We start from the raw sequence: 20,860 nt of genomic DNA, 5'->3' as shown, positions 1-20,860 counted from the left end.
CTCCTCTTTTGAACGCTAATCGACCAAAATTGCCGCGCAAATAGGGATGTACCGCAGGGATGTCCGCGGCTTTCACCGCGGACGAGAGGCGCGTCAGTGCACGCCAAGCGACGCGCGCACGGCTGGCAGGCCCGGCTTGCCGTCCAGCGTGGTCACGCCCGCGAGCCAGTTGTCGAGCACCTGCGGGTTGCCGCGCAGCCAGTCGGCGGCGGCCTTGTTGGGGTCTTCCTTGTTGGCGATCGGCACCATCAAATGGTTCTCGATGGCGGTCGTGAACTGCAGGTTGGAGACGAACTTCGCCACGTTCGGGCAGCGCGCCGCATAGTCCGGCGGTTCCGCGGTCAGCACGCGTGCCGCGCCGTAGTCGGGTCCGAACACCGCGTCGCCGCCTGAGAGGTAGTCGATCTTCATCTGCACGTTCATCGGATGCGGCTCCCAACCGAGGAACACGATCCATTGCTTTTCGCGCACGGCGCGGTTGACCTGCACGAGCATCCCCGCCTCGCTCGATTCGACGAGCTTGAATTTGCCGAGGCCGTACTGGTTCGCGCCGATCATCTTCTGGATCAGCGCGTTGCCATCATTGCCGGGTTCGATGCCGTAAATGCGCCCTTGCAGCTTGTCCGCGAATTTCGCAATGTCCTGGAACGATTTCAGGCCGCCCTGGTAGACGTAATCGGGAACGGCGAGCGTGTATTTCGCGCCGGTGAGATTCGGCGTCGAAAGGACCTTGATCGAGCCCGACTTCGTGAAAGGTTCGATGATCGGGTCCATGGTCGGCGACCAGTAGCCGAGGAACACGTCGATCTGCTTGCTCTTGAGCCCTGCGAACGTGATCGGCACCGAGGCGATCGTTTTCGTCGGCGTGTAGCCGAGGGCGCCGAGGATCGTCGATGCGACACCCGTGGTCGCCGCGATATCGGTCCAGCCCACGTCGGCGAAGCGCACGTCCTTGCACGTGGCGGGATCGGCCGCATAGGCGTTGGCACAGAGAATCGCAGCGCACGCGAGCGCGCCGGTCTTAAGCAGGGGGAATCGGCACATCGTCATCTCCTCAGGAATCGAACTGCGTCGCGGGGTCATGAAGTCTCATGACACATAGTTGTCCGGCAAAAAGCGGACTAACGTAGCAATTGCGACGAGCAATTGCGCAGAAGCGACAAGCGATTCCAGCGATGGCCGATGCACAGCGGCTTTAAGTTAATTGAACGATCAATATACGAACTTCGTCCGCGTTCCTTTCATTTTCTAAATGTAATCCATGCCGCGCCGCCTCAGCCTCGTACGCGCGGCGTTTGCCACGCAGGGTCGCGCGCGAACTCAACGAAGGATTTCAGGTAATCGACCACGGCGTCGCCTTCCCGTGTGCCGAGAAAAATTTGCTTCGCTATGCCCTGCTTGCCGAGCTTCACGATCGCGAGTGGCATGCGGTCTGCGTATTCTTCCGCGAGCCATCGCGGCAACGCGGCCACTCCGCGATGGCTCGCGACCATCTGCAGCATGATGTCCGTCGTCTCGATCGTCTTGTGGCGGCGCGGCGTGATGTTCGCGGGCCGCAGAAACTGGTTGTAGATATCGAGCCGGTCGGTATCCACGGGATACGTGATGAGCGTTTCGTCGATGAGCTGCTCAGGCTTCACATAGCGCACGTTCGCAAGCCGATGGTCTTCCGCAACCACCAGCACCTGTTCGTAGTCGAACACCGGATCGAAACGCAGTCCGGGCCGGATGAGCGGATCGGGCGTCACCAGCACGTCGATGTCATAGCCGATCAACGCGCCGATACCGCCAAACTGAAAGCGCTGCTTCACGTCCACGTCGACGTCGGGCCAGCGCGCCAGATACGGCGACACCACCTTGAGCAGCCACTGATAGCACGGTGCGCATTCCATACCGATGCGCAGCGTGCCGCGCTCGCCAGCCGCATATTGCTTCATGCGCTCTTCCGCGAGTTCGAACTGGGGCAAGAGCCGTTCAGCCAAAGAAAGCAGGTACTGCCCGGCCTGCGTGAGACGCAAGCTGCGGCCCTCGCGGTCCCAGATCTGGGTGCCGAGTTGCTGTTCGATTTTCTTGACCGTATGGCTCAACGCCGATTGCGTGAGGAAAAGCGACTCCGCCGCTGCGGTAAGCGAGCCCTGGCGGGCGACTTCGCGGACGATGACAAGATGAACGCGTTCGAGCATAAGAAAGGAAAAACCGGAGCATCCCGCGCCGATCTGGCGACAGATGAAGAAAACTAATGGATGGATGAAATAATGCCATTTTTTTTCATCGTCCGATACCTCTATCATCGCTGCCACTCTGGATCGTTTTCAGCATTTTCATTTCGGACGGCAAACGCACATGGTCACCACGCACAACCTCGGCTTTCCGCGCATCGGCGCGAAGCGTGAACTCAAATTCGGCCTGGAACGCTACTGGAAGGGCGAATCCTCACGCGACGAACTGAAGGCGCTCGGCGTGCAACTGCGCGCACGCCACTGGGAGAACCAGCGGGGTCTCGACCTTGTGCCCGCCGGCGACTTCGCGTTCTACGACCAGGTGCTCGACATGAGCTTCACGCTCGGCAACCTGCCCGAGCGCGTGCAGGGCTTCCACGGCGACAAGCTCGACAACTACTTCCGCGTGGCGCGTGGCCGCTCGACCGCAGGCGCCGAAGAACACGCCGCTTGCTGCGGCGGCGTCGCGGCCGGCGAAATGACGAAGTGGTTCGACACGAACTATCACTACATCGTCCCCGAATTCACCGCCGATACGCAGTTCAACCTCGACACGTCGCGCCTTTCCGAACAGCTGCGTGAAGCGCGCGAACTGGGCGTGAAGGCCAAGCCGGTGATCATCGGGCCGCTCACGTACCTGTGGCTCGGCAAGGCCAAGGACAACTCGGACAAGCTCGCGCTGCTGCCGCGCATCATGCCCGTGTACCGCGCGCTGCTCGACTACTTCCGCGTGATGGACGTCGAGTGGGTGCAGATCGACGAGCCGATTCTCGTGACCGAACTCGATCCCGCATGGCGCGCCGCGTTCTCGACGGCATATGAAGGCTTCGAGCTGCGCAGCGTCAAGCTGCTGCTGGCCACCTACTTCGGAGAACTACAGGATAATCTCGACCTCGCGTGTTCGCTGCCCGTCGACGGTCTGCATCTCGATGCGATCAACGCCCGTGCGGAGGTCGCACTGGCCGCACATAAAATGCCTGCGCATAGCGTGCTTTCGGTTGGCGCGATCAACGGCCGCAACATCTGGAAGACGGACCTGAACGCGGCGCTCGAATGGCTCGAGCCGCTCGCGAAGCAACTGGGCGAACGCCTCTGGATCGCGCCTTCGTGCTCGCTGCTGCACGTGCCGGTGGATCTCGCGAGCGAAGCGAAGCTCGACCCGGAAATCCGTTCGTGGCTCGCATTCGCGCTGCAAAAGCTCGACGAAGTGAAGGTGCTCGCCACGGCCCTGAACGCTGGCCGTGACAAGGTCCCCGGCGAACTCGCCGCGAACGCGGCAGCCGTTCAAGCGCGACGTCAGTCGCCGCGTGTGAACGACCCGCTGGTGAAGGCCGCAATCGCTCGCATCGACGCGCAGCTTGGCAATCGCCAGCACGCTTACGCCGAGCGCGCCGCGAAGCAGGCTGAGCGCCTGAAGTTGCCCGCGTTCCCGACCACCACGATCGGCTCGTTCCCGCAAACGGCGGAGATCCGCCAGGCGCGCAGCCAGTTCAAGAGCGGTGCGCTCGACACCGCGAGTTACCGGGCCGCCATGCGCGCCGAGATCGAGCGCAGCGTGCGCGAGCAGGAGCAACTGGGCCTCGACGTGCTCGTGCACGGCGAAGCGGAGCGCAACGACATGGTCGAATACTTCGGCGAACACCTCGACGGCTACGCGTTCAGCCAGTTCGGCTGGGTGCAGTCGTACGGCTCGCGCTGCGTCAAGCCGCCCATCCTGTTCGGCGACATCAGCCGCCCGAAGGCGATGACGGTCGAGTGGACCACCTACGCGCAGTCGCTCACGATCAAGCCCATGAAGGGCATGCTCACGGGCCCGGTGACGATCCTCAACTGGTCTTTCGTGCGTGACGACCAGCCGCGTTCGGTCTCCTGCTACCAGCTTGCGCTCGCCATCCGCCAAGAAGTGCTCGACCTGGAGAAGGCCGGCGTGGGCGTGATCCAGATCGACGAGGCTGCGCTGCGCGAAGGTCTGCCGCTGCGCCGCGCGCAGTGGGGCGAATACCTGCGCTGGGCGGTGGAGTCGTTCCGCATCACGGCGAACGGCGTGGAAGACGACACGCAAATTCACACGCACATGTGCTATTCGGAGTTCAACGACATCATCGCGTCGATCGCCGATATGGATGCGGATGTGATTACGATCGAAACGTCTCGCTCGGACATGGAGCTGCTCGACGCGTTCGACAACTTCAAGTATCCGAACGAAATCGGGCCGGGCGTGTACGACATTCACTCGCCGAACATCCCGACCGAAGCGCATATTGTGCAACTGATGCAGAAGGCCGCCGAGCGTGTTCCGGCCGAGCGTTTGTGGGTCAACCCTGATTGCGGTCTGAAGACGCGTCAGTGGGCCGAGGTGATTCCGGCACTGACCAACATGGTCGCCGCCGCGAAGGCGCTGCGCGCACAGGTGCTATAAGGCCCAAGCCGTTACATGCGCCCCGAGGCTCGGGGCGCATGTTGCGCGCACAACCATTGGTGCGACTGTTACCTTAATTCCCGCCGCAATATCTTCCCCGTCGCTGTCTTCGGCAATTCGTCGCGGAACTCGACGATGCGCGGGTATTTGTACGCCGCCATGCGCGCCTTGCAGAACGCGATCAGTTCCGCTGCGTCGGTCACTGCCCCCGCACGCAGGCTCACTACGGCTTTCACGGTCTCGCCGCGATACGCATCGGGCACGCCCACCACGGCCGCTTCGCGCACGGCGGGATGCCCGTAAAGCACGTCTTCCACCTCGCGAGGCCAGACCTTGTAGCCGGCCGCGTTGATCATGTCCTTCTTGCGATCGACGAGATAGAACCAGCCCGCTTCGTCCATGAAGCCGACGTCGCCGGTATGGAACCAGCCGCCGCGAAACGCGTTGGCCGTCTCTGCGGGATTGTTCCAGTAGCCGGGCACGACCATCGGCCCGCGGCAGACGATCTCGCCCGTTTCACCGGCAGCGAGCATGTGCCCGTCATCGTCGACGATCGCCGCTTCGGCGCCTGGAACCGGCACGCCCATGGCCAGCGCGCCACTGTTCGGATCGACGGGCGCCATCCTGGCGAGCGGCACCATATGCGTGGGCGAGTTCGTTTCGGTAAGCCCATACGCGCCGTGGATCACATGACCGAACTTCGCGCGAAACGCCTCCACCACGCTGGGCGCAATCGGCGCGCCGCCCGAATAGATCTTCGTGAGCGTCGCGAATTTCTCGCGGGTCGCATCGGCGTGATGGAGCAGCGCGATGAACACTGTGATCGCGCCTATCGTGAACTCCGCGCGGTGTTCCTCGATGGCGTCGAGCGTCGCGGCCGGATCGAAGCGGTGCGTGAGGATGAGCGGCGCGCGCGCAATCCACGCCGCGCCGATATGGCCAACCAGGCCGGTAATGTGAAAGAGCGGCGCCACACCGAGTATCGGGCCGCCTTCGCGCAGGCCGCAGAAATCGCGGTACGTTTGCGAGTTGAACGCGAAATTGCCGTGCGTGCAGATCGCGCCTTTCGGGCGGCCGCTCGTGCCCGAGGTATAGACGAGCATGGCGGGATCATTCGCCGCCAGCGCGATCGGCGGCGGCTTGCGCCCTTGCTGCACCGCCTGCGCTGCGTGCAACAGATCGCGGGCGCCCTCGCCTGCACGGTTTTCCTCGCGCTGTGTGCCGAATACGCGCGGATCGTCGCGTGTCTGGAGCGCACGCGCGTGGGTAGTGAGTACGCGCGGTGCGGTTTTGCCCTCGGCTTCGATGCTCGCCATCACTTCGCGAACGACTTGACTTTCGAGCGTGGCGTCGCAAATCAGCACGCGCGTTTGCGAATCGTCGAGCAGCAGTTTGAGTTCGCGCGCCCGGTTCATGGGATTGACCGGCACCATCACGGCGCCCGCCTTCCATATGCCGAGCAATGCCATCACGAACTGCGGCACGTTCTGCAGATAAAGCGCCACACGGTCGCCGCATTGCACGCCTTCGTCCAGCAGGACGCAGGCGATGCGGTCGCTCCATGCGTCGAGCGCCTGCCAGTCGAGCCTGCCGTCGAAGTAAAGCAGCGCGCTTTCGTGCGGCGCGTGGGCGAGCGCCGCGGCAAACATGTCGAGTCCGTTCGTATAGTCTTGCTGAGGATTCGCTTCGACGCCGGTGTCGTATAGCGCGCGCCAGGGGAAACTTTCGTAGGCGTTCACGTTCGTCTCCTCAAGCTACATCCGCAGGCTGGCCCACCGTACTGCGCACCATGAACCAGTAGAACAGCGCTGCGCAACCCGCAATCGCACCGCCCATGATGAACGCCAGCGAATACGATCCCGTGCGGTCGACGATAAAACCCGCCACGACCGGCGAGAACGCCCCGCCGAAATAGCCGCCGAAATTCTGGATCGCGCTCACGGAAGCGACCATCGAAGACGGGGCAATGTCGGCGGCGAGCGCCCATGCGTTGCCGATGGTGGCGGCGATGAATGCCAGCCCCAGCGTCATCAGCGTAACGCTCGCGCCTATCGTGCCCGCGAACGGCAGCGCCGCCGCGCACACGCCCGCGCCAATCGCGCCCACCACGATCAGCATGCGCTTGGCCACCATGGGTGAAGCCACATGACGATCCACGAGCTTCTTCGCGATCCAGCCAGCGGCGATCTCGCCCGCCGCGCCGCCGAACCACGGAATGCTCGCGTATATGCCCAGTTGTGCGAACGAAATATGAAACCGGTCGAGCAGATAGAGCGGCAGGAACACAAGGAAGATATTCCACAGCCAGATCGCGCAAAAGTAGCCGAAGATCATGCCCCACACGCTGCGCTCGGCGAACAGCGCGCGCCAGCGAATGGGCGCGGTGGTGAGCGAACGCTCGTGGCCGCCGCCGCCCGCTTCGATATAGGCGAACTCCTCGCGCGTGAGCCGCTTGCTCTGCGCGGGGTTGCGATAGAGAAAGAGGAACAGCACGGCAAAGACGATGCCGATGGCGCCCGTCACGTGAAAGAGCGAGCGCCAGCCGAACGCGATCATCAACGCGACCAGCACGGCGGGCGCGAGCGCGGGCCCCCACTTCGACGACGAATCCCAGATGCCGGTGGCGAAGCCGCGTTCCTTGGCGGGAAACCACGCCGCCGTGATCTTCGCGGAGGTGGGCCAGCACGGCGCCTCGCCCACGGCGAGCAGCACGCGCATGACGATGAGGCCCGAGATCGAGCCGACTACGCCGGTGAGCCACGTCGCCACGCTCCACCAGATCATGCCCACTGCATAGGCGCGCTTCGCGCCGAAGCGGTCGATGATCCAGCCCGCGGGCAACTGCATCACGGCGTAGGTCCAGGCGAACACGGTGCCAAGCAGGCCGATTTGCGTGCGCGTGAGGCCGAGGTCGTGAATCATGCCGGGCGCGGCGATCGCGAGATTCGCGCGATCGAGGTAGTTGATGATGCCGCCGAACAGCAGCCAGATCAGCACGCGCCAGCGAAAATTCGCGGCGGTCGTTGCGGCGGTAGATGTCGTGGTGGATGCGGTTGCAACCAGTTTGTCGTCCATCCTGTCTCCTCCTCGTTGGCCTACGTTTTTTTTGCGTGCGCTTGTGCGTTCGCTCGTGGGACTCAAAGCGCGTTCGTGCCCAGATCGTGGGACTTTTCGCTGTGGAAGCAACGAGCGCGCGAGGGACATTGTGCGCCGGTTGGCGCGAATGGAAAACGCCGTATTGGCATAAACGCATGACGTCGATGTGAATACGCGGATCGTTATGGCTCTCGCATGCTCTCTTACCAACCGTTACACAAGCGAAGCAATCGTTTCACCTGAACGGCGATCGAGTTCATAGAATCCTTCAGACCGTTGAGCAGCAAGGCTCTCCACGCCACGACGGTCGCGCGCAACGCTGCACGCAAACCACGCACGGCCTTGCGCGCTTATCGATACCAACTACGCAGATAGGAGTTCACATGACTCGCCTCTCGCTTGCCTCGCTCATCGCGGCTTCGGCCGCCAGCCTTTGCGCCGTTACGCTGAGCGCCCATGCGCAGACCCCCGCGCCCGCCACGACGGCCGCGGCTTCTGCCTCGACTTCGGCCGAACCCGGCCGGCTTCACGAAGCCGACCAGGCCTTCATCAAGGACGGCACGCAAACCGTCGCCACGCAGCGCGATGCCGCGCGTATTGCCGACTCGCGCTCGACCGACCGCGAAGTGAAGGCCTTCGCGGAAAAACTGGTGGCCGACTATTCGAAGCTTTCCGATTCGATGCGCGCGGCGAGCCCGCGTGGCGTGGATGTGCCGCGCAACGATCCCGACGCGGCGGTGCTCAGCAGCATCAACAATCTGCGCGGCGCGGATTTCGACAAGACGTATATCGAGCAAGTCGCGCTGGCTGGCCAGCAGAAAACGCTCTCGGCGTTCCAGGCGGAAATCGCCTCGGGCCGCAATGCGGGGCTCAAGAAGGCCGCTACGGAAGGTCTGCCCGTGATCCAGGCCGACTACGCCAAGGCTCAGGAACTCGCCAAGCGCAAGCACCTGGCAGGCTGATGACGATGTGATGGACAACGGGGCCGGCCGCGCGCGCGCCGGCCCCTGTGCTGTTTACTCTTCTTTCTTTTCGCCCGCGGCCTGGGCGAGCCGTTCCATGCGTTGATCGGGCACGAGCCACAGCAGCGCGACGATGAAGTAGAAGAACGCGCCAATGCGCGGATAGTCGAGCGCCGCGAGCGCAAACCCCGCGAAATAGAGCGTCGGCGAAATCTTGCCCTTTACGTTGTTGCCCAGCGCAACGGCAAGCGGACTCTGCGTGCCGTGATAGCGCACGAGCGTGAATTGCAGCACGACGTAGGCGAGCGCGCAGAGCAGCAGGTTGACGCCGTAAAGCGCGGTCGGCCAGCGGCCGAATTCGTTCTCGCCCATCCAGCCCGTGGTGAACGGCAGCAGCGAAAGCCAGAACAGCAAATGCAGGTTCGCCCACAGCACCGAGCCGTTCACGCGGCGCGCCACTTGCAGCATGTGGTGATGGTTGTTCCAGTAGATACCCACGTAGATGAAACTCAGGACATAGCTCAGATAAACCGGCCAGAGCGGCGCGAGCGCGGCGAGATCTTCGCCGTGCGGCACCTTAAGTTCCAGCACCATGATGGTGATGATGATGGCGAGCACGCCATCGCTGAATGCTTCGAGTCGGTTCTTTTCCATCTGGGGGATCGGCTTGCAAGGGATGTAAGGCAGCGGCAAGTATGGCCGAAGTCGGCGCGCGATGCCACGTAGCCTCGGCGGCATGTGCGGAGCGACACATGGCGCGCGAGCGATCCTGACCTATGATGCCCTTGAGCGCCACGCCCGCCTGCCCCGCCACATGAACTCGACGACACCCGCAACTCGCGACCGCACGAAGCACCCTGAGCGGCGCGTGCCCGTCTGGGACCTGCCGACGCGCCTGTTCCACTGGCTGACCGTTGTGCTCGTGGCGGCCGCTTACGTCACGCAGCGCATGAACTGGATGCAGATGCACGTGCGCCTCGGCGAGACGCTGCTCGCGCTCGTGCTGTTTCGCATCCTGTGGGGCTGCTTCGGCAGTGAGACCGCGCGCTTCTCGCGCTTTGTCGCCTCGCCGCGCAAGGCGATCGAGCATCTGCGCCACCTGTTGCGGCGCGAGCCCGACGTGCAGGTGGGCCACAACGCAGCGGGCGGCTGGATGGTTCTGCTGCTGCTCGCACTGCTGCTGATCGAAACGCTCACCGGCCTCTACGACTATAACGACATCGCCGACGAAGGCCCGCTCAGCGAAATCGTGCCCGCAAAAATCGCCAATGCGATAGCCGGACTGCACGCGTGGGGCTGGGATCTGCTCGCGGCGGCGGTCGTGCTGCACGTGTGCGCGATTGCCGTCTATGCGCTCGTGAAAGGCCACAATCTCGTCGGCCCGATGCTGAGCGGCAAAAAGCGCCTGCCCGCCTCGGTGCGCGCGCCCGCGCGCGGGTCGCTGTGGCTCGCGGCGTTGCTGATGGGGCTATCGGCCGTCGTGGTCGCGCTTCTCGCGGCCTATCTTTGACGCCGCTTGTGCGGTGTAAACCCCACGCGAAGCCCGCACAGCGCGTAGAATCAGCGGCTCGTTTTCACTCGACAAGAATTATCGATGGCTACCTACCGCGAATTGCTCGCCCAAAAACGCGAGCTCGATGAGCGCATCGAAGCGGCGCGCGCCGAAGCGGCGCACGAGGCGCTGGCCAGCGTGCGCGCGGCAATCGCCGAATTCGGCTTCACACCCGACGAGGTGTTCGGCAAGCCGCGCCGCGAGAAGGCCGCGCGCCGCGCACGCACGACCGAAGGCAACGAAGGCAAAAAGCGCGAACGTTCCAATCTGGACTTGTTCGGCGACAACGCCTGACCAACGGCTCGCGCCCATCAAAAGCAAACAGGGCCGCAAGGGCCCTGTCGCAAGCCTCGCCGCGCGCAGGCTCGCGCGGGCATGGCGTGAACACCTGAAGCGTTACTGCGCGCCGAGCTTCTTGATCAGCACGTCGAGTTGTGCGACTTCCTCTTCCGTGAGGTCGGTGAGCGGCGCGCGCACCGGGCCCGCGTCGCGGCCCACGAGTTTCGCGCCCGCCTTCACGATGCTCACCGCGTAGCCCGCACGGCGGTTGCGGATGGCGAGGTACGGCAGGAAGAATTCGTCGATGAGCTTGCCAACGGTGGCGTGATCGTCGGCGGCAATCGCGCGGTAGAACTGCATGGCCGTCTTCGGGATGAAGTTGAATACCGCCGACGAATACACCGGCACGCCCAGCGCCTTGTACGCGGCTGCGTAGACTTCGGCCGTGGGCAGGCCGCCCAGGTACGAGAAGCGGTCGCCCAGACGGCGGCGAATCGTCACCATCGCCTCGATCTCGCCCACGCCGTCCTTGAAGCCGATGAGGTTCTCGCAACGGTCCGCGAGTTGCTCGAGCATGTCGGCGTTGAGCTTCGAATTCGCACGGTTATAGACGATCACGCCCATCTTCGGCACGGCCTTGCAAACCTGCTCCACGTGCGCCGCAATGCCTTCCTGTGACGCTTCCGTGAGGTAGTGCGGCATCAGCAGAATGCCCTGCGCGCCGTTGCGCTCGGCCTCCTGTGCGTACTCGATGGCCACGCGCGTGGCGCCGCCCGCGCCCGCGAGAATCGGCACCTTGCCCTTGCAGGTTTCGGTGGCGGTCTTGATGACCTGCGAGTATTCGCTCTTCGTGAGCGAGAAGAATTCGCCCGTGCCGCCCGCCGCGAACAGCGCGCTCGCGCCATACGGGGCCAGCCATTCGAGGCGCTCGGCGTAGGTGCTCGCGCGGAAGTTGCCTTGCGCGTCGAAGTCGGTGACGGGGAACGAAAGCAGGCCTTCGGAGACGATTTGCTTGAGTTCTTGCGGCGTGGTCATGGTCTTGATCCTGTTGCGAAGTCAGTAAAGGTGTTCAGTCGAAGACGGCGATCAGCGCACGAGGCACGGACGCTTGTTGTCGAATTTCCAGTTGGGAATGAGGTATTGCATGGCGATTGCGTCGTCGCGCGCGCCGAGGCCGTGCTCCTGGTAGAGCGCGTGGGCCTTTTCCAGCTCGTCCATATCGATCTCGATGCCGAGGCCGGGTTTCTGCGGCACCTGCACCTTGCCACCGACGATCTGCAGCGGGTCGCGCGTGAGGCGCTGGCCGTCCTGCCAGATCCAGTGCGTGTCGATAGCGGTGATCTTGCCGGGCGCTGCGGCGGCCGCGTGCGTGAACATCGCGAGCGAAATGTCGAAGTGGTTGTTCGAGTGCGAGCCCCACGTGAGGCCCCAGTCGTTGCACATCTGCGCCACGCGCACCGAGCCCTGCATGGTCCAGAAGTGCGGGTCGGCAAGCGGAATGTCCACCGATTGCAGCTGAATGGCGTGGCCCATCTGGCGCCAGTCGGTTGCGATCATGTTGGTGGCCGTGGGCAGGCCCGTGGCGCGGCGGAATTCCGCCATCACTTCGCGGCCCGAGTAGCCGTTTTCCGCGCCGCACGGGTCTTCCGCGTAGGCGAGCACGTCGTGCTTGTCGCGGCACAGGCGGATGGCTTCTGCGAGCGACCACGCGCCGTTCGGGTCGAGCGTCACGCGTGCTTCCGGGAAGCGCTCGGCCAGCGCCGTGACGGCTTCCATTTCCGCGTCGCCCGCCAGCACGCCGCCCTTGAGCTTGAAGTCGTTGAAGCCGTAGCGCGCTTTGGCGGCTTCGGCCAGACGCACGACCGCCTCCGGCGTCATCGCCTCTTCGCTGCGCAGGCGTTCCCAGTCGTCGCGGCCATCGGCGCCGCTCGCGTACGCGAGATCGGTCTTGTTGCGGTCGCCAATGAAGAACAGATAGCCGAGCATCTCCACTTCGCTGCGCTGCTGGCCTTCGCCCAGAAGCGCAGCGACGGGCACGTTCAGATGCTGGCCGAGCAGGTCGAGCAGTGCGGCTTCGAGCGCCGTGACCGCATGAATCGTCGTGCGCAGGTCGAACGTTTGCAGGCCGCGGCCGCCCGAGTCGCGGTCGGCGAACTGCTTGCGCACGGTGTTGAGCACCGACTGCATATTGCCGATGGACTGGCCGACCACGAACGCGCGCGCATCTTCGAGCGTCTTGCGGATCGCCTCGCCGCCCGGCACTTCGCCGATGCCGGTGTGGCCCGCGCTGTCGCGCAGCAGCACGATATTGCGCGTGAAGAACGGACCGTGCGCGCCGGAGAGGTTCAGCAGCATGCTGTCGCGGCCCGCCACGGGCACGACGCGCAGCTCGGTCACGACGGGCGTGGCGTTCGGTTGAACGGTTTGTGTAGACATGAACGGATTACCTGTAAAAGTGCGGCGCGCTGCGCCCTGACAATCGAAACTTTGGGTTGAACGGGTTACGCGTTGGCGGCGACGATCTCCACCCAGTTCGCGCCGTTACCGCCCTCGCCGCGCGAGACAGGCGTGAGTGCGCCAGTGGTTGCGTCGACTGAATAGACCGAGACGTGCTGCGATTTTTCTCCGCACGCCACCAGAAAACGGCCCGTCGGGTCGATGCGAAAGCCGCGCGGCTGCGTTTCGGTCGCGGTTGCGGCGACGTATTCGAGCACGCCATCCTGAGCGACACGCAGCGTGAGAATCTGGCTCGTCGTGCGCTCCGACACGTAGACGAAGCGACCATCGGGCGAGACGTGGATATCGGCGGCCCAAACGTTCTTAGCGAGCACCGCCGGGTCGGGCTGCACCGGGTCCGTGGGGCTCGGGCGCGCGAAGCCGTCGTTCAGTTGCGCGAGCGCGTCGGCGCGCGGCGAAACGTGCAGCGCCGTGAGCTTGCCCGTGGCGGCGTCGCGAGCAAATGCGGCTACCGTCGCGCGGAATTCGCTCAGTGCGTAGAGCACCTCGCCGTTCGGCGAAAAGCGCAGGTGCCGCGGGCCGAAGCCCGCGCCGAGATCGACCGTGCCGATTTCGACCAGGCGCCCGTCGTCTTCCAGCGCGAAAGCGAACACGCGGTTGCTGCCGAGCGACGACGCGTAGGCGAAGCGCCCGTCGGCGGAAACGATCACAGCGTGTGCGTGCTCGATGTCGCCGATCACCTGCAGCGGCGCGCCGTGCCCCTTCGTGAGATCTTGCGCGCCGTACAGGCTCACGCGATGCTCGCCGTACGAAGCGCCCAGCAGGAAACGTCCCAGCGGCTCGGCGCACAGATAAGCGAGGCTCGATTCGATCGGCGTCTGCACGTTCGGTGCGAGGCTGCCGCTTTGCGCGTCGATGGCGTAGTCGTTGATGCGCTTGTCCGCGCCGCGCGTGGCCGCGTAAAGGCGGCGGCGATCGGGCGAAAGCGCCATCGGCATCACGTTGTCCTGTGCGGCCACGCGCGCTTGCGGCGTGAGCGCGCCATTACGAGCATCGAGATGGAACACGCCAATGTCGCCGTCTTTCGAATTCGCGACGTAGACGAAGAAGCGTTCGGGGTTCGGCTGGTTCATGGTGGGTGTTTCCTTCTCGATTGAGGGTTGCGCTTGGGTTCAGTGCGCGCCGCTGCGGACCGAATCGTCGGCAAAGGCGCGGCGCGACGGCTTGTTGCGGGCAAGGAACGCGGCGGCGGCGGCGATGAGCGAAGTCACGCCCAGGCCGTAGAGGCCGCCCGTAATCGAGCCCGTATGCTGTTGAAGATAGCCGAAGGTGGCCGGCGCGAAGAAGCCGCCCAGGTTGCCGAGCGAATTGATGAGCGCGATCACGCCGGCGGCCACGCGGGTGTCGAGGTAACCCTGCGGCATGGGCCAGAACAGCGACGAAGCCGCCTTGAAGCCGATAGCCGAGAAGCAGATCGCGACGAACGAGAACACCGGGTCCGACGAAGTCGAAGCAAAGAGGCCGCAGGCCGCGATCACGAGTGCGACGGCGAGCCACGCCTGCTGGAAGCGGTACTTCGCCGAAAGCAGCGCGAAGCAGTACATCGCGACGATGGCAATCATCCACGGAATGGCGTTGTAGAGGCCCACCTGGAAGTCGGTGAGGCCGCCCATCTTGCGGATGATCGTGGGCAGCCAGAACGTGGCGGCGTAAATGGTGAGCTGAATGGCGAAATAGAGGAAGCAGAACAGCACGATCTGCGGGTCCTTCAGGAGGCGCAGCACCGGCACATGCGCGCCCGTTGCGGCTTCGCGCTCGGCCTGCTCGCGCGCCAGATACGTTTCGAGCGCGCCCTGCTCGTCGCTCGTGAGCCAGTGCGCGTCGCGAATGCGCGACTTCAGGAACACCCAGCTCACGCCGCACAAGACGATGGAAAAGCCGCCTTCGATCAGGAACATCCACTGCCAGCCCGCAAGCCCGAAGCCGCGCACGGAAAGCAGCGCGCCCGTGATCGGACCCGAGAGCACCGAGGCGAACGCCGAGCCCGCGAGAAACACGGCCGCCGCCTTGCCGCGCTCTTTCTGCGGCAGCCATTGTGCGAAGTAATAGATCACGCCAGGAAAGAAGCCCGCTTCGGCCACGCCCAGCAGAAACCGCAGCACGTAGAACGAGGTGTCGTTGTGCACGAACGCCATGGCGGCCGCCACGACGCCCCACGTGCCCATGATGCGCGTGAGCCAGGCGCGTGCGCCATACTTCTGCATGAGGATGTTGGACGGCACCTCGAAGATCGCGTAACCCACGAAGAACAGCCCCGCGCCGAACCCGTACGCCGCGGCCGAAAGCCCGATGTCGGCTTTCATGTGCGCGCCAGCGAAGCCGACGTTCACACGGTCGATATAGTTCGCGATGAACATGATGAGGAAGAGCGGCAGCACGTGCCGCAGAACCTTGGCGCTGGCTGACTCCAGCAGGTCCTCATAACGGTTGGCGAGGGCGGACATCGGGGTTGTCTCCTTTAGGCGCGCTAGCGGCGCTCGGATCGGATGCTTCGTGGTACGTTGTCTGATGACATCATAAGCTTGTCCGCCCTCGACACCAATGTCGTGTTTACCCTGCTCTGGAACGGGAATCATAACCGATAAAGCTTGAATCTGTGCGGTTACGGCGCTTCTTGCCTGCACAAGGCGTCTGCCGCAGGTGTTCGGCGGCAACGATCTGGCGTATGATAGTTGTACGATGACTTAACTCACTGCAACGATGCTCGGAGACGACATGCAAATCACTGGAGAGATGCTCATTGGAGGCCGCGCGGTGCGCGGCTCGGAAAAGCCGCTTGCGGCGTTCAATCCCGCCACGGGCGAAGCGATCCCCGCGCCGGCCTTCGGTAGCGGCACGGCCGCCGACGTCGACGCGGCCTGCAAGCTCGCCGCCGCGGCGTTCGACGCCTACCGCACGCTGCCCCTCGCCGTGCGCGCGGCGTTCCTCGAGCGCATCGCCGACGGCATCGCCGCGCTGGGCGACGCGCTCACCGAACGCGCCCACGCGGAAAGCGGCCTGCCCAAGGCGCGCCTCGAAGGCGAGCGCGGCCGCACCGTCGGTCAACTGAAGCTGTTTGCGCAGGAGGTGCGCCAGGGCCTGTGGCTCACGCCCACGCTCGACGCCGCCCTGCCCGAGCGCAAACCGCTGCCGCGCGCCGACCTGCGTCTGCAAAAGATTGCGCTCGGCCCGGTCGCGGTATTCGGCGCGAGCAACTTCCCGCTCGCGTTCTCGGTGGCGGGCGGCGACACGGCCGCGGCGCTCGCGGCGGGCTGCCCGGTCGTGGTGAAGGCGCACGGCGCGCATCTCGGCACCTCGGAGATGGTGGGCCGCGTGATCCAGCAAGCCGTGAAAGACATGGGGCTGCCCGAAGGCGTGTTCTCGCTCATCGTCGGCGCGGGGCGCACCGTGGGCGAAGCGCTCGTGGCGCATCCGGCCATCAAGGCCGTGGGTTTCACCGGCTCGCGTGCGGGCGGCACGGCGCTCATGCGCATCGCGGCGAACCGGCCCGAGCCCATCCCCGTCTATGCGGAAATGAGCAGCATCAATCCCGTGTTCCTGCTGCCCGAGGCGCTCACGGCGCGCGGCGCGGCCATCGCGCAGGGCTTCGCCGATTCGCTCGTGCTCGGCGCGGGGCAGTTCTGCACGAATCCGGGGCTGGCGATCGGCATCGAAGGTCCGGCGCTCGATGCGTTCGCGCAGGCCGCGGCGCAGGCGCTGGGCGTCAAGCCCGCGCAGACCATGCTCACCTCGGGTATCCACGCGGCGTATGAAGAAGGCGCGCGGCGTCTGGCCGAAACCCAGGGTGTGAGCGCGCTTGCGCAAGGCCAGCCCGCGAGCGGCCCGAACCAGGCGTTCGCCGCCCTCTTCGTGACCGACGCGCAGACCTTCCTCGCGCAGCCCGCCCTCGAAGACGAAGTGTTCGGCCCGGCTTCGACGCTTGTGCGCTGCAAGGACGAAGCCGAACTGCTCGCGGTGGCGGAGCATTTCGCGGGCCAGCTCACGGCGACGATCCAGATGGACCGCGAGGACGTGCCCGCCGCCATGCGTCTCGTGCCGATTCTGGAACGCAAGGCCGGCCGCCTGCTCGTGAACGGCTTCCCGACCGGCGTGGAAGTCACGCACGCGATGGTGCACGGCGGCCCGTTCCCGGCCACCTCCGATAGCCGTGCGACCTCGGTGGGCACGAGCGCAATGGAGCGCTTTCTGCGGCCCGTGTGTTATCAGGACTTCCCGGCCGAACTGTTGCCGCAGGCGCTCGCAGATGCCAATCCGCTCGACCTCTGGCGGCGCAAGAACGGCGAGCTCGTGCGCGGGTAATCTCCCTGCGCGCAGTGCAAATGAAAACAGCGGCCTTGGCCGCTGTTTTTCCATCCACGTTCGAAGTTGGAACGTGCTACGCCTTTTCCCCGGACTCCGCCGCCGCGCGCCTGAGCCGCTCGCGGCTGCTCGACAGATGCATGCGCATGGCCGCGCGTGCGCCATCGGGATCGTGACGGGCAATGGCGTCGAAAATGCTTTCGTGCTCGCGGTTCACCAGTTCGGCGTAGGCCTGCGGATCGCGATGCGCGATGCCCGCCGAATCCACACGGCGGCGCGGGATCAACGCCGCGCCCATCTGCGTGAGGATGTCGACGAAATAGCGATTGCCCGTCGCGCGCGCCACCGAGATGTGAAATTCGAGGTCCGCGCCCGAACTGTCGCCACCCGTGCGGATGACGACGTCGAGTGCGTCGAGCGCGGCGCGCATGCCGGCCAGGTCGCGCTCGCTCGCGCGCTGGGCAGCAAGACCCGCAGCCTCCGTTTCGAGACTGATGCGCAGTTCCAGCACGGAAAGCACATCGTTGAGCGTGCTGGCCGGTACGACGTCGAGATCGAGCGGCTCGCGGCGCGGCTCCAGCACGAAGCTGCCAATACCGTGACGCGTTTCGATCACCGACATGGCCTGCAAGCGCGAGATGGCCTCGCGCACCACGGTGCGGCTCACGCCCAGTTGCGTCATGAGGTTGCTTTCAGTGGGCAGCTTGTCGCCAGGCTTGAGCGCGCGCGTGGCGATCTGCTCGCTGATGAAGTTGACGACCTGCTCGGCGAGATTGCGGCTACGCGCGGCGATGGGCGTGGCAAGCGACTCCGCCATGTGGATCTCCTTGGCTCGATGTGCGTATATCGTTCCATTATACGTTGTCGGACAACCGCAGGAAAAGCGCACGCACAAGCGGCTGAGGACATCCGATGACTGCGTGATGGACGCTATCGGCGCAGGCGTGCCCCCCACACGAAATGGCGTCTTGAACGATCCTCATTTTATTTCGCATTCCGATGCAATTAAGACGCTGTGCCGACCTGCAATGCGCAGCGTATATCGTTATGTTAGCAAACATGTCTTGTTGTTGGGACCGGAGCGAATTTATTTGCGCATCCTGGCTGCACAAGTCGGCGTTCTCCGATACTCTCCTCAACAAGGTGCGCGCCCGGCCGTATTAGACAAAGAGAACCCCCACGGACGACGCCTCAACTGATATCGAATCGCAACGCGTTTGTGTAGTTACCATCCGCAACGAGGGAATCATTGAGAACCCGCATCGTCCTCCTCTTCTTTGCGCTCGCGCTGCCATGTGCGCCGCTGTTCGCGGCGCCGCCCGCCGAGCCCGCGCCTGACACGATGCAGGCCCGCGTGATGGGTTGCGCGGCCTGTCACGGTGCGCACGGCGAAGGCACCGACAACGACTATTTCCCGCGTCTCGCGGGCAAGCCGGCAGGCTATCTGTTCAACCAGCTCGTCGCCTTCCGCGACGGCGGCCGCAGCTATCCGCCGATGAATTATCTGCTGGCGTATCTGCCCGACGCCTACCTCAAGCAGATCGCGGAATTCTTCTCGCAGCAGCACCCGCCCTATCCGCCACCGGCCAAGCCCACGGTCGACGCCGCCACGCTCGCGCTCGGCAAGTCGCTCGTCATGGACGGCGACAGCAAGCGCAACGTGCCCGCCTGCGCGCTCTGCCACGGCGCCTCGCTCACGGGCATGCAGCCGGCCATTCCGGGTCTCGTCGGCCTGCATCCGAACTACATCAGCGCGCAGCTCGGCGCGTTCCGCTACGGCACGCGGCGCGCCGCCGCGCCGGACTGCATGCACGACATCGCCACCCGTCTCGCCGACCGCGACATCACCGCGATCGCGGCCTGGCTCTCGTCGCAACCCGCGCCCGCCGACACGACGCCCGCGGCGGCCTCGCCGCTGCCGCTCGCGTGCGGCAGCGTCCATAACTAGCCGGGGCCTCGACGTGCGCAGACTTCGATCCCTTCTCCCCACCTCGCTTCGCCTGTCGTTCGCGGCGGCCACGCTCTGCATGGGCGCCGCGCTCGCGCAAACGGGCGCGCCCAGCGCGAACTCAGCGGACGCAGCGCGCGCAGCAGCAGCGGCAGCCACGGCCAACGCCAAGCCGGTCGCGAGCAACGCCGAATTGATCGCGCGCGGCGAATATCTCGCGCGCGCCGGCGACTGCATTGCCTGCCACACGGTGCCTTCCGAACAGATGTTCGGCGGCGGGCGCCCGATGGAAACGCCGTTCGGCACGCTCTATACGCCGAATATCTCGTCGGACAAGACGTTCGGCATCGGCTCATGGACCGCCGACGAGTTCTACCGCATGCTGCACGAGGGCAAGTCGCGCGACGGTACGCTGCTCTACCCGGCCATGCCATTCGCGTCGTACACGAAGGTCACGCGCGCGGACTCGGACGCCATCTTCGCCTATCTGCTCTCCACGCAGCCGGTGCACAAGGAGAACCGCGCGCACGACCTGCGCTTCCCGTATAACAAGCGCGCGCTGCTGCTCGGCTGGCGCACGCTGTTCTTCCGCCAGGGCGAGTTCAAGCCCGACCCGACACAATCGGCCGAATGGAATCGCGGCGCGTATCTCGTGGAAGGCCTCGGCCACTGCACGATGTGCCACACGGCCATCAACGCGCTCGGCGGCAACTCGCCTTCGAAGGAGTTCCAGGGCGGCCTGATTCCGGTGCAGAACTGGTACGCGCCCTCGCTCACCTCGAACAAGGAAGCAGGCCTCGGCGACTGGAGCATCGAGGACATCGTCGACTTGCTGCACGCAGGCGTTTCGAAGCGCGGCGCCGTGTACGGACCGATGGCCGAAGTGGTCTACGACAGCTTCCAGTACCTCACCGAAGACGATGTGCGCGCCGTGGCCGTGTATCTGAAGTCGCTGCCGGGCCACAACACCGAAGTCGACAAGTCGCCCAAGAGCACCTTCGTGACGGAGGAAGCCGCGCGCCTCGTGCCGCTCGGCAAGAAGATCTATGAGTCGCAGTGCGCGGTGTGCCACGCGACCGAAGGCCAGGGCAAGCTGCCGCATTTCCCGCCGCTAGCCAATAACCAGTCGATCCAGATGAACTCGGCCGTGAACCCCATTCGCATGGTGCTCAACGGCGGCTATGCGCCGGGCACGCGAAAGAACCCCATGCCCTATGGCATGCCGCCCTTCGCGCAGTCGCTCTCCGACGAAGAAGTGGCGGCCGTGGTCACGTATATCCGCACGGCGTGGGGCAATCACGGCACGCCGGTTTCCGAACACGAAGTGAACGCGCTGCGTTCCGCGCCGCTTTTCTGAGGCTGCGATGATCGAAACTCCCGTACCCGAACAGCCGGGCGAGCGCCCGCAACACGAACAGATCGACGAGATCGTGGCCAGCGGCCCCGGCGGCGCGCTCGCGGTAGCGGGCGTCGCCACGGCGATCGTGGCCGCGCTGTGGTTCATCTTCTACTTCGTCGTGTTCCTGCCGCGCGGCGTCATCCAATAGACCAGACAGACAAGAAAAGGCC

18 protein-coding genes are annotated in these 20,860 nt (G+C 64.8%); 8 read left to right on the top strand and 10 right to left on the bottom strand.

Annotated features, from left to right (window positions below; translation table 11 throughout):
- Positions 1–93 precede the first annotated feature (93 nt).
- Both VSR72_RS14565 and VSR72_RS14560 read right to left on the bottom strand, forming a co-directional pair.
- Positions 94–1,044, bottom strand: a complete 951-nt coding sequence (locus tag VSR72_RS14565) for a choline ABC transporter substrate-binding protein (RefSeq protein WP_342953035.1) — start codon at positions 1,042–1,044, stop codon at positions 94–96.
- Between the two features lie 230 nt (positions 1,045–1,274).
- The gene (locus VSR72_RS14560; RefSeq protein WP_342953034.1) at positions 1,275–2,183 is read right to left on the bottom strand and encodes a LysR family transcriptional regulator; all 909 of its coding nucleotides are present in this window, start codon (positions 2,181–2,183) and stop codon (positions 1,275–1,277) included.
- Between the two features lie 160 nt (positions 2,184–2,343).
- On the opposite strand from VSR72_RS14560, the gene metE reads away from it, so the two are divergent.
- Positions 2,344–4,638 (top strand): 5-methyltetrahydropteroyltriglutamate--homocysteine S-methyltransferase, encoded by a 2,295-nt coding sequence (gene metE, locus VSR72_RS14555; protein ID WP_342953033.1) that lies wholly within the window; start codon positions 2,344–2,346, stop codon positions 4,636–4,638.
- Between the two features lie 68 nt (positions 4,639–4,706).
- Here metE and VSR72_RS14550 read toward each other — a convergent pair whose 3' ends face one another.
- Both VSR72_RS14550 and VSR72_RS14545 read right to left on the bottom strand, forming a co-directional pair.
- Entirely contained in the window at positions 4,707–6,377 is a 1,671-nt protein-coding gene (locus tag VSR72_RS14550; protein WP_342953032.1) for an AMP-binding protein, read from the bottom strand.
- A 10-nt stretch (positions 6,378–6,387) separates the two neighbouring features.
- Positions 6,388–7,713: an MFS transporter gene (locus VSR72_RS14545; RefSeq protein WP_342953031.1), complete on the bottom strand. Its 1,326-nt coding sequence runs from the start codon at positions 7,711–7,713 to the stop codon at positions 6,388–6,390.
- A 404-nt stretch (positions 7,714–8,117) separates the two neighbouring features.
- Here VSR72_RS14545 and VSR72_RS14540 point away from each other — a divergent pair, with 404 nt between their 5' ends.
- Positions 8,118–8,696, top strand: a complete 579-nt coding sequence (locus VSR72_RS14540) for a DUF4142 domain-containing protein (RefSeq protein WP_342953030.1) — start codon at positions 8,118–8,120, stop codon at positions 8,694–8,696.
- A 54-nt stretch (positions 8,697–8,750) separates the two neighbouring features.
- Here the strand turns inward: VSR72_RS14540 and VSR72_RS14535 are convergent, their stop codons facing one another.
- The gene (locus VSR72_RS14535; RefSeq protein ID WP_342953029.1) at positions 8,751–9,350 is read right to left on the bottom strand and encodes a TMEM175 family protein; all 600 of its coding nucleotides are present in this window, start codon (positions 9,348–9,350) and stop codon (positions 8,751–8,753) included.
- A gap of 160 nt (positions 9,351–9,510) precedes the next feature.
- Between VSR72_RS14535 and VSR72_RS14530 the strand changes: the two genes are divergently transcribed.
- Both VSR72_RS14530 and VSR72_RS14525 read left to right on the top strand, forming a co-directional pair.
- Complete coding sequence (locus VSR72_RS14530) at positions 9,511–10,206, top strand: cytochrome b/b6 domain-containing protein (RefSeq protein ID WP_342953028.1); 696 nt, start codon at positions 9,511–9,513, stop codon at positions 10,204–10,206.
- A gap of 84 nt (positions 10,207–10,290) precedes the next feature.
- Positions 10,291–10,542, top strand: coding sequence for an H-NS family nucleoid-associated regulatory protein (locus tag VSR72_RS14525; RefSeq protein ID WP_342953027.1), 252 nt, complete (start codon positions 10,291–10,293; stop codon positions 10,540–10,542).
- Between the two features lie 102 nt (positions 10,543–10,644).
- Here the strand turns inward: VSR72_RS14525 and kdgD are convergent, their stop codons facing one another.
- The 4 genes from kdgD to VSR72_RS14505 all read right to left on the bottom strand — a co-directional run bounded on the left by kdgD (position 10,645) and on the right by VSR72_RS14505 (position 15,488).
- Positions 10,645–11,562, bottom strand: coding sequence for a 5-dehydro-4-deoxyglucarate dehydratase (gene kdgD, locus VSR72_RS14520; protein ID WP_342953026.1), 918 nt, complete (start codon positions 11,560–11,562; stop codon positions 10,645–10,647).
- A gap of 51 nt (positions 11,563–11,613) precedes the next feature.
- Entirely contained in the window at positions 11,614–12,963 is a 1,350-nt protein-coding gene (gudD, locus tag VSR72_RS14515; RefSeq protein WP_342953025.1) for a glucarate dehydratase, read from the bottom strand.
- Between the two features lie 65 nt (positions 12,964–13,028).
- A complete protein-coding gene (locus VSR72_RS14510) occupies positions 13,029–14,117 on the bottom strand; it encodes a beta-propeller fold lactonase family protein (RefSeq protein WP_342953024.1) in 1,089 nt (362 codons plus the stop codon).
- A 39-nt stretch (positions 14,118–14,156) separates the two neighbouring features.
- Complete coding sequence (locus tag VSR72_RS14505) at positions 14,157–15,488, bottom strand: MFS transporter (RefSeq protein ID WP_342953023.1); 1,332 nt, start codon at positions 15,486–15,488, stop codon at positions 14,157–14,159.
- Between the two features lie 271 nt (positions 15,489–15,759).
- Between VSR72_RS14505 and VSR72_RS14500 the strand changes: the two genes are divergently transcribed.
- The gene (locus VSR72_RS14500) at positions 15,760–17,343 is read left to right on the top strand and encodes an aldehyde dehydrogenase (NADP(+)) (protein WP_342953022.1); all 1,584 of its coding nucleotides are present in this window, start codon (positions 15,760–15,762) and stop codon (positions 17,341–17,343) included.
- A gap of 76 nt (positions 17,344–17,419) precedes the next feature.
- Here VSR72_RS14500 and VSR72_RS14495 read toward each other — a convergent pair whose 3' ends face one another.
- A complete protein-coding gene (locus VSR72_RS14495; protein WP_342953021.1) occupies positions 17,420–18,160 on the bottom strand; it encodes a FadR/GntR family transcriptional regulator in 741 nt (246 codons plus the stop codon).
- Between the two features lie 525 nt (positions 18,161–18,685).
- Here VSR72_RS14495 and VSR72_RS14490 point away from each other — a divergent pair.
- The 3 genes from VSR72_RS14490 to VSR72_RS14480 all read left to right on the top strand — a co-directional run bounded on the left by VSR72_RS14490 (position 18,686) and on the right by VSR72_RS14480 (position 20,838).
- Complete coding sequence (locus VSR72_RS14490; RefSeq protein WP_342953234.1) at positions 18,686–19,291, top strand: c-type cytochrome; 606 nt, start codon at positions 18,686–18,688, stop codon at positions 19,289–19,291.
- A gap of 79 nt (positions 19,292–19,370) precedes the next feature.
- A complete protein-coding gene (locus VSR72_RS14485) occupies positions 19,371–20,648 on the top strand; it encodes a cytochrome c (protein WP_342953233.1) in 1,278 nt (425 codons plus the stop codon).
- 7 nt (positions 20,649–20,655) lie between these two features.
- Positions 20,656–20,838 carry a hypothetical protein gene (locus VSR72_RS14480; protein WP_342953020.1) on the top strand — a complete coding sequence of 61 codons (183 nt, stop codon included), beginning with the start codon at positions 20,656–20,658 and terminating at the stop codon, positions 20,836–20,838.
- Positions 20,839–20,860: the final 22 nt, after the last annotated feature.

Source organism: Paraburkholderia sp. JHI869 (genome assembly GCF_038900775.1).
In the GTDB taxonomy this organism is placed as follows: domain Bacteria; phylum Pseudomonadota; class Gammaproteobacteria; order Burkholderiales; family Burkholderiaceae; genus Paraburkholderia.
Note: the sequence above shows the minus strand (reverse complement) of the source record. Positions and strands in the feature narration are given on the sequence as shown.

Bases quoted from the DNA above. Each gene is read 5' to 3' on its own strand.
- VSR72_RS14495 (WP_342953021.1), bottom strand. From the start codon at position 18,160: ATGGCGGAGTCGCTTGCCACGCCCATCGCCGCGCGTAGCCGCAATCTC.
- VSR72_RS14565 (WP_342953035.1), bottom strand. From the start codon at position 1,044: ATGTGCCGATTCCCCCTGCTTAAGACCGGCGCGCTCGCGTGCGCTGCG.
- VSR72_RS14500 (WP_342953022.1), top strand. From the start codon at position 15,760: ATGCAAATCACTGGAGAGATGCTCATTGGAGGCCGCGCGGTGCGCGGC.
- VSR72_RS14560 (WP_342953034.1), bottom strand. From the start codon at position 2,183: ATGCTCGAACGCGTTCATCTTGTCATCGTCCGCGAAGTCGCCCGCCAG.
- metE (WP_342953033.1), top strand. From the start codon at position 2,344: ATGGTCACCACGCACAACCTCGGCTTTCCGCGCATCGGCGCGAAGCGT.
- VSR72_RS14535 (WP_342953029.1), bottom strand. From the start codon at position 9,350: ATGGAAAAGAACCGACTCGAAGCATTCAGCGATGGCGTGCTCGCCATC.
- VSR72_RS14525 (WP_342953027.1), top strand. From the start codon at position 10,291: ATGGCTACCTACCGCGAATTGCTCGCCCAAAAACGCGAGCTCGATGAG.
- gudD (WP_342953025.1), bottom strand. From the start codon at position 12,963: ATGTCTACACAAACCGTTCAACCGAACGCCACGCCCGTCGTGACCGAG.
- VSR72_RS14480 (WP_342953020.1), top strand. From the start codon at position 20,656: ATGATCGAAACTCCCGTACCCGAACAGCCGGGCGAGCGCCCGCAACAC.
- VSR72_RS14505 (WP_342953023.1), bottom strand. From the start codon at position 15,488: ATGTCCGCCCTCGCCAACCGTTATGAGGACCTGCTGGAGTCAGCCAGC.
- VSR72_RS14510 (WP_342953024.1), bottom strand. From the start codon at position 14,117: ATGAACCAGCCGAACCCCGAACGCTTCTTCGTCTACGTCGCGAATTCG.
- VSR72_RS14545 (WP_342953031.1), bottom strand. From the start codon at position 7,713: ATGGACGACAAACTGGTTGCAACCGCATCCACCACGACATCTACCGCC.
- VSR72_RS14485 (WP_342953233.1), top strand. From the start codon at position 19,371: ATGGGCGCCGCGCTCGCGCAAACGGGCGCGCCCAGCGCGAACTCAGCG.
- VSR72_RS14530 (WP_342953028.1), top strand. From the start codon at position 9,511: ATGAACTCGACGACACCCGCAACTCGCGACCGCACGAAGCACCCTGAG.
- VSR72_RS14490 (WP_342953234.1), top strand. From the start codon at position 18,686: ATGCAGGCCCGCGTGATGGGTTGCGCGGCCTGTCACGGTGCGCACGGC.
- VSR72_RS14540 (WP_342953030.1), top strand. From the start codon at position 8,118: ATGACTCGCCTCTCGCTTGCCTCGCTCATCGCGGCTTCGGCCGCCAGC.
- kdgD (WP_342953026.1), bottom strand. From the start codon at position 11,562: ATGACCACGCCGCAAGAACTCAAGCAAATCGTCTCCGAAGGCCTGCTT.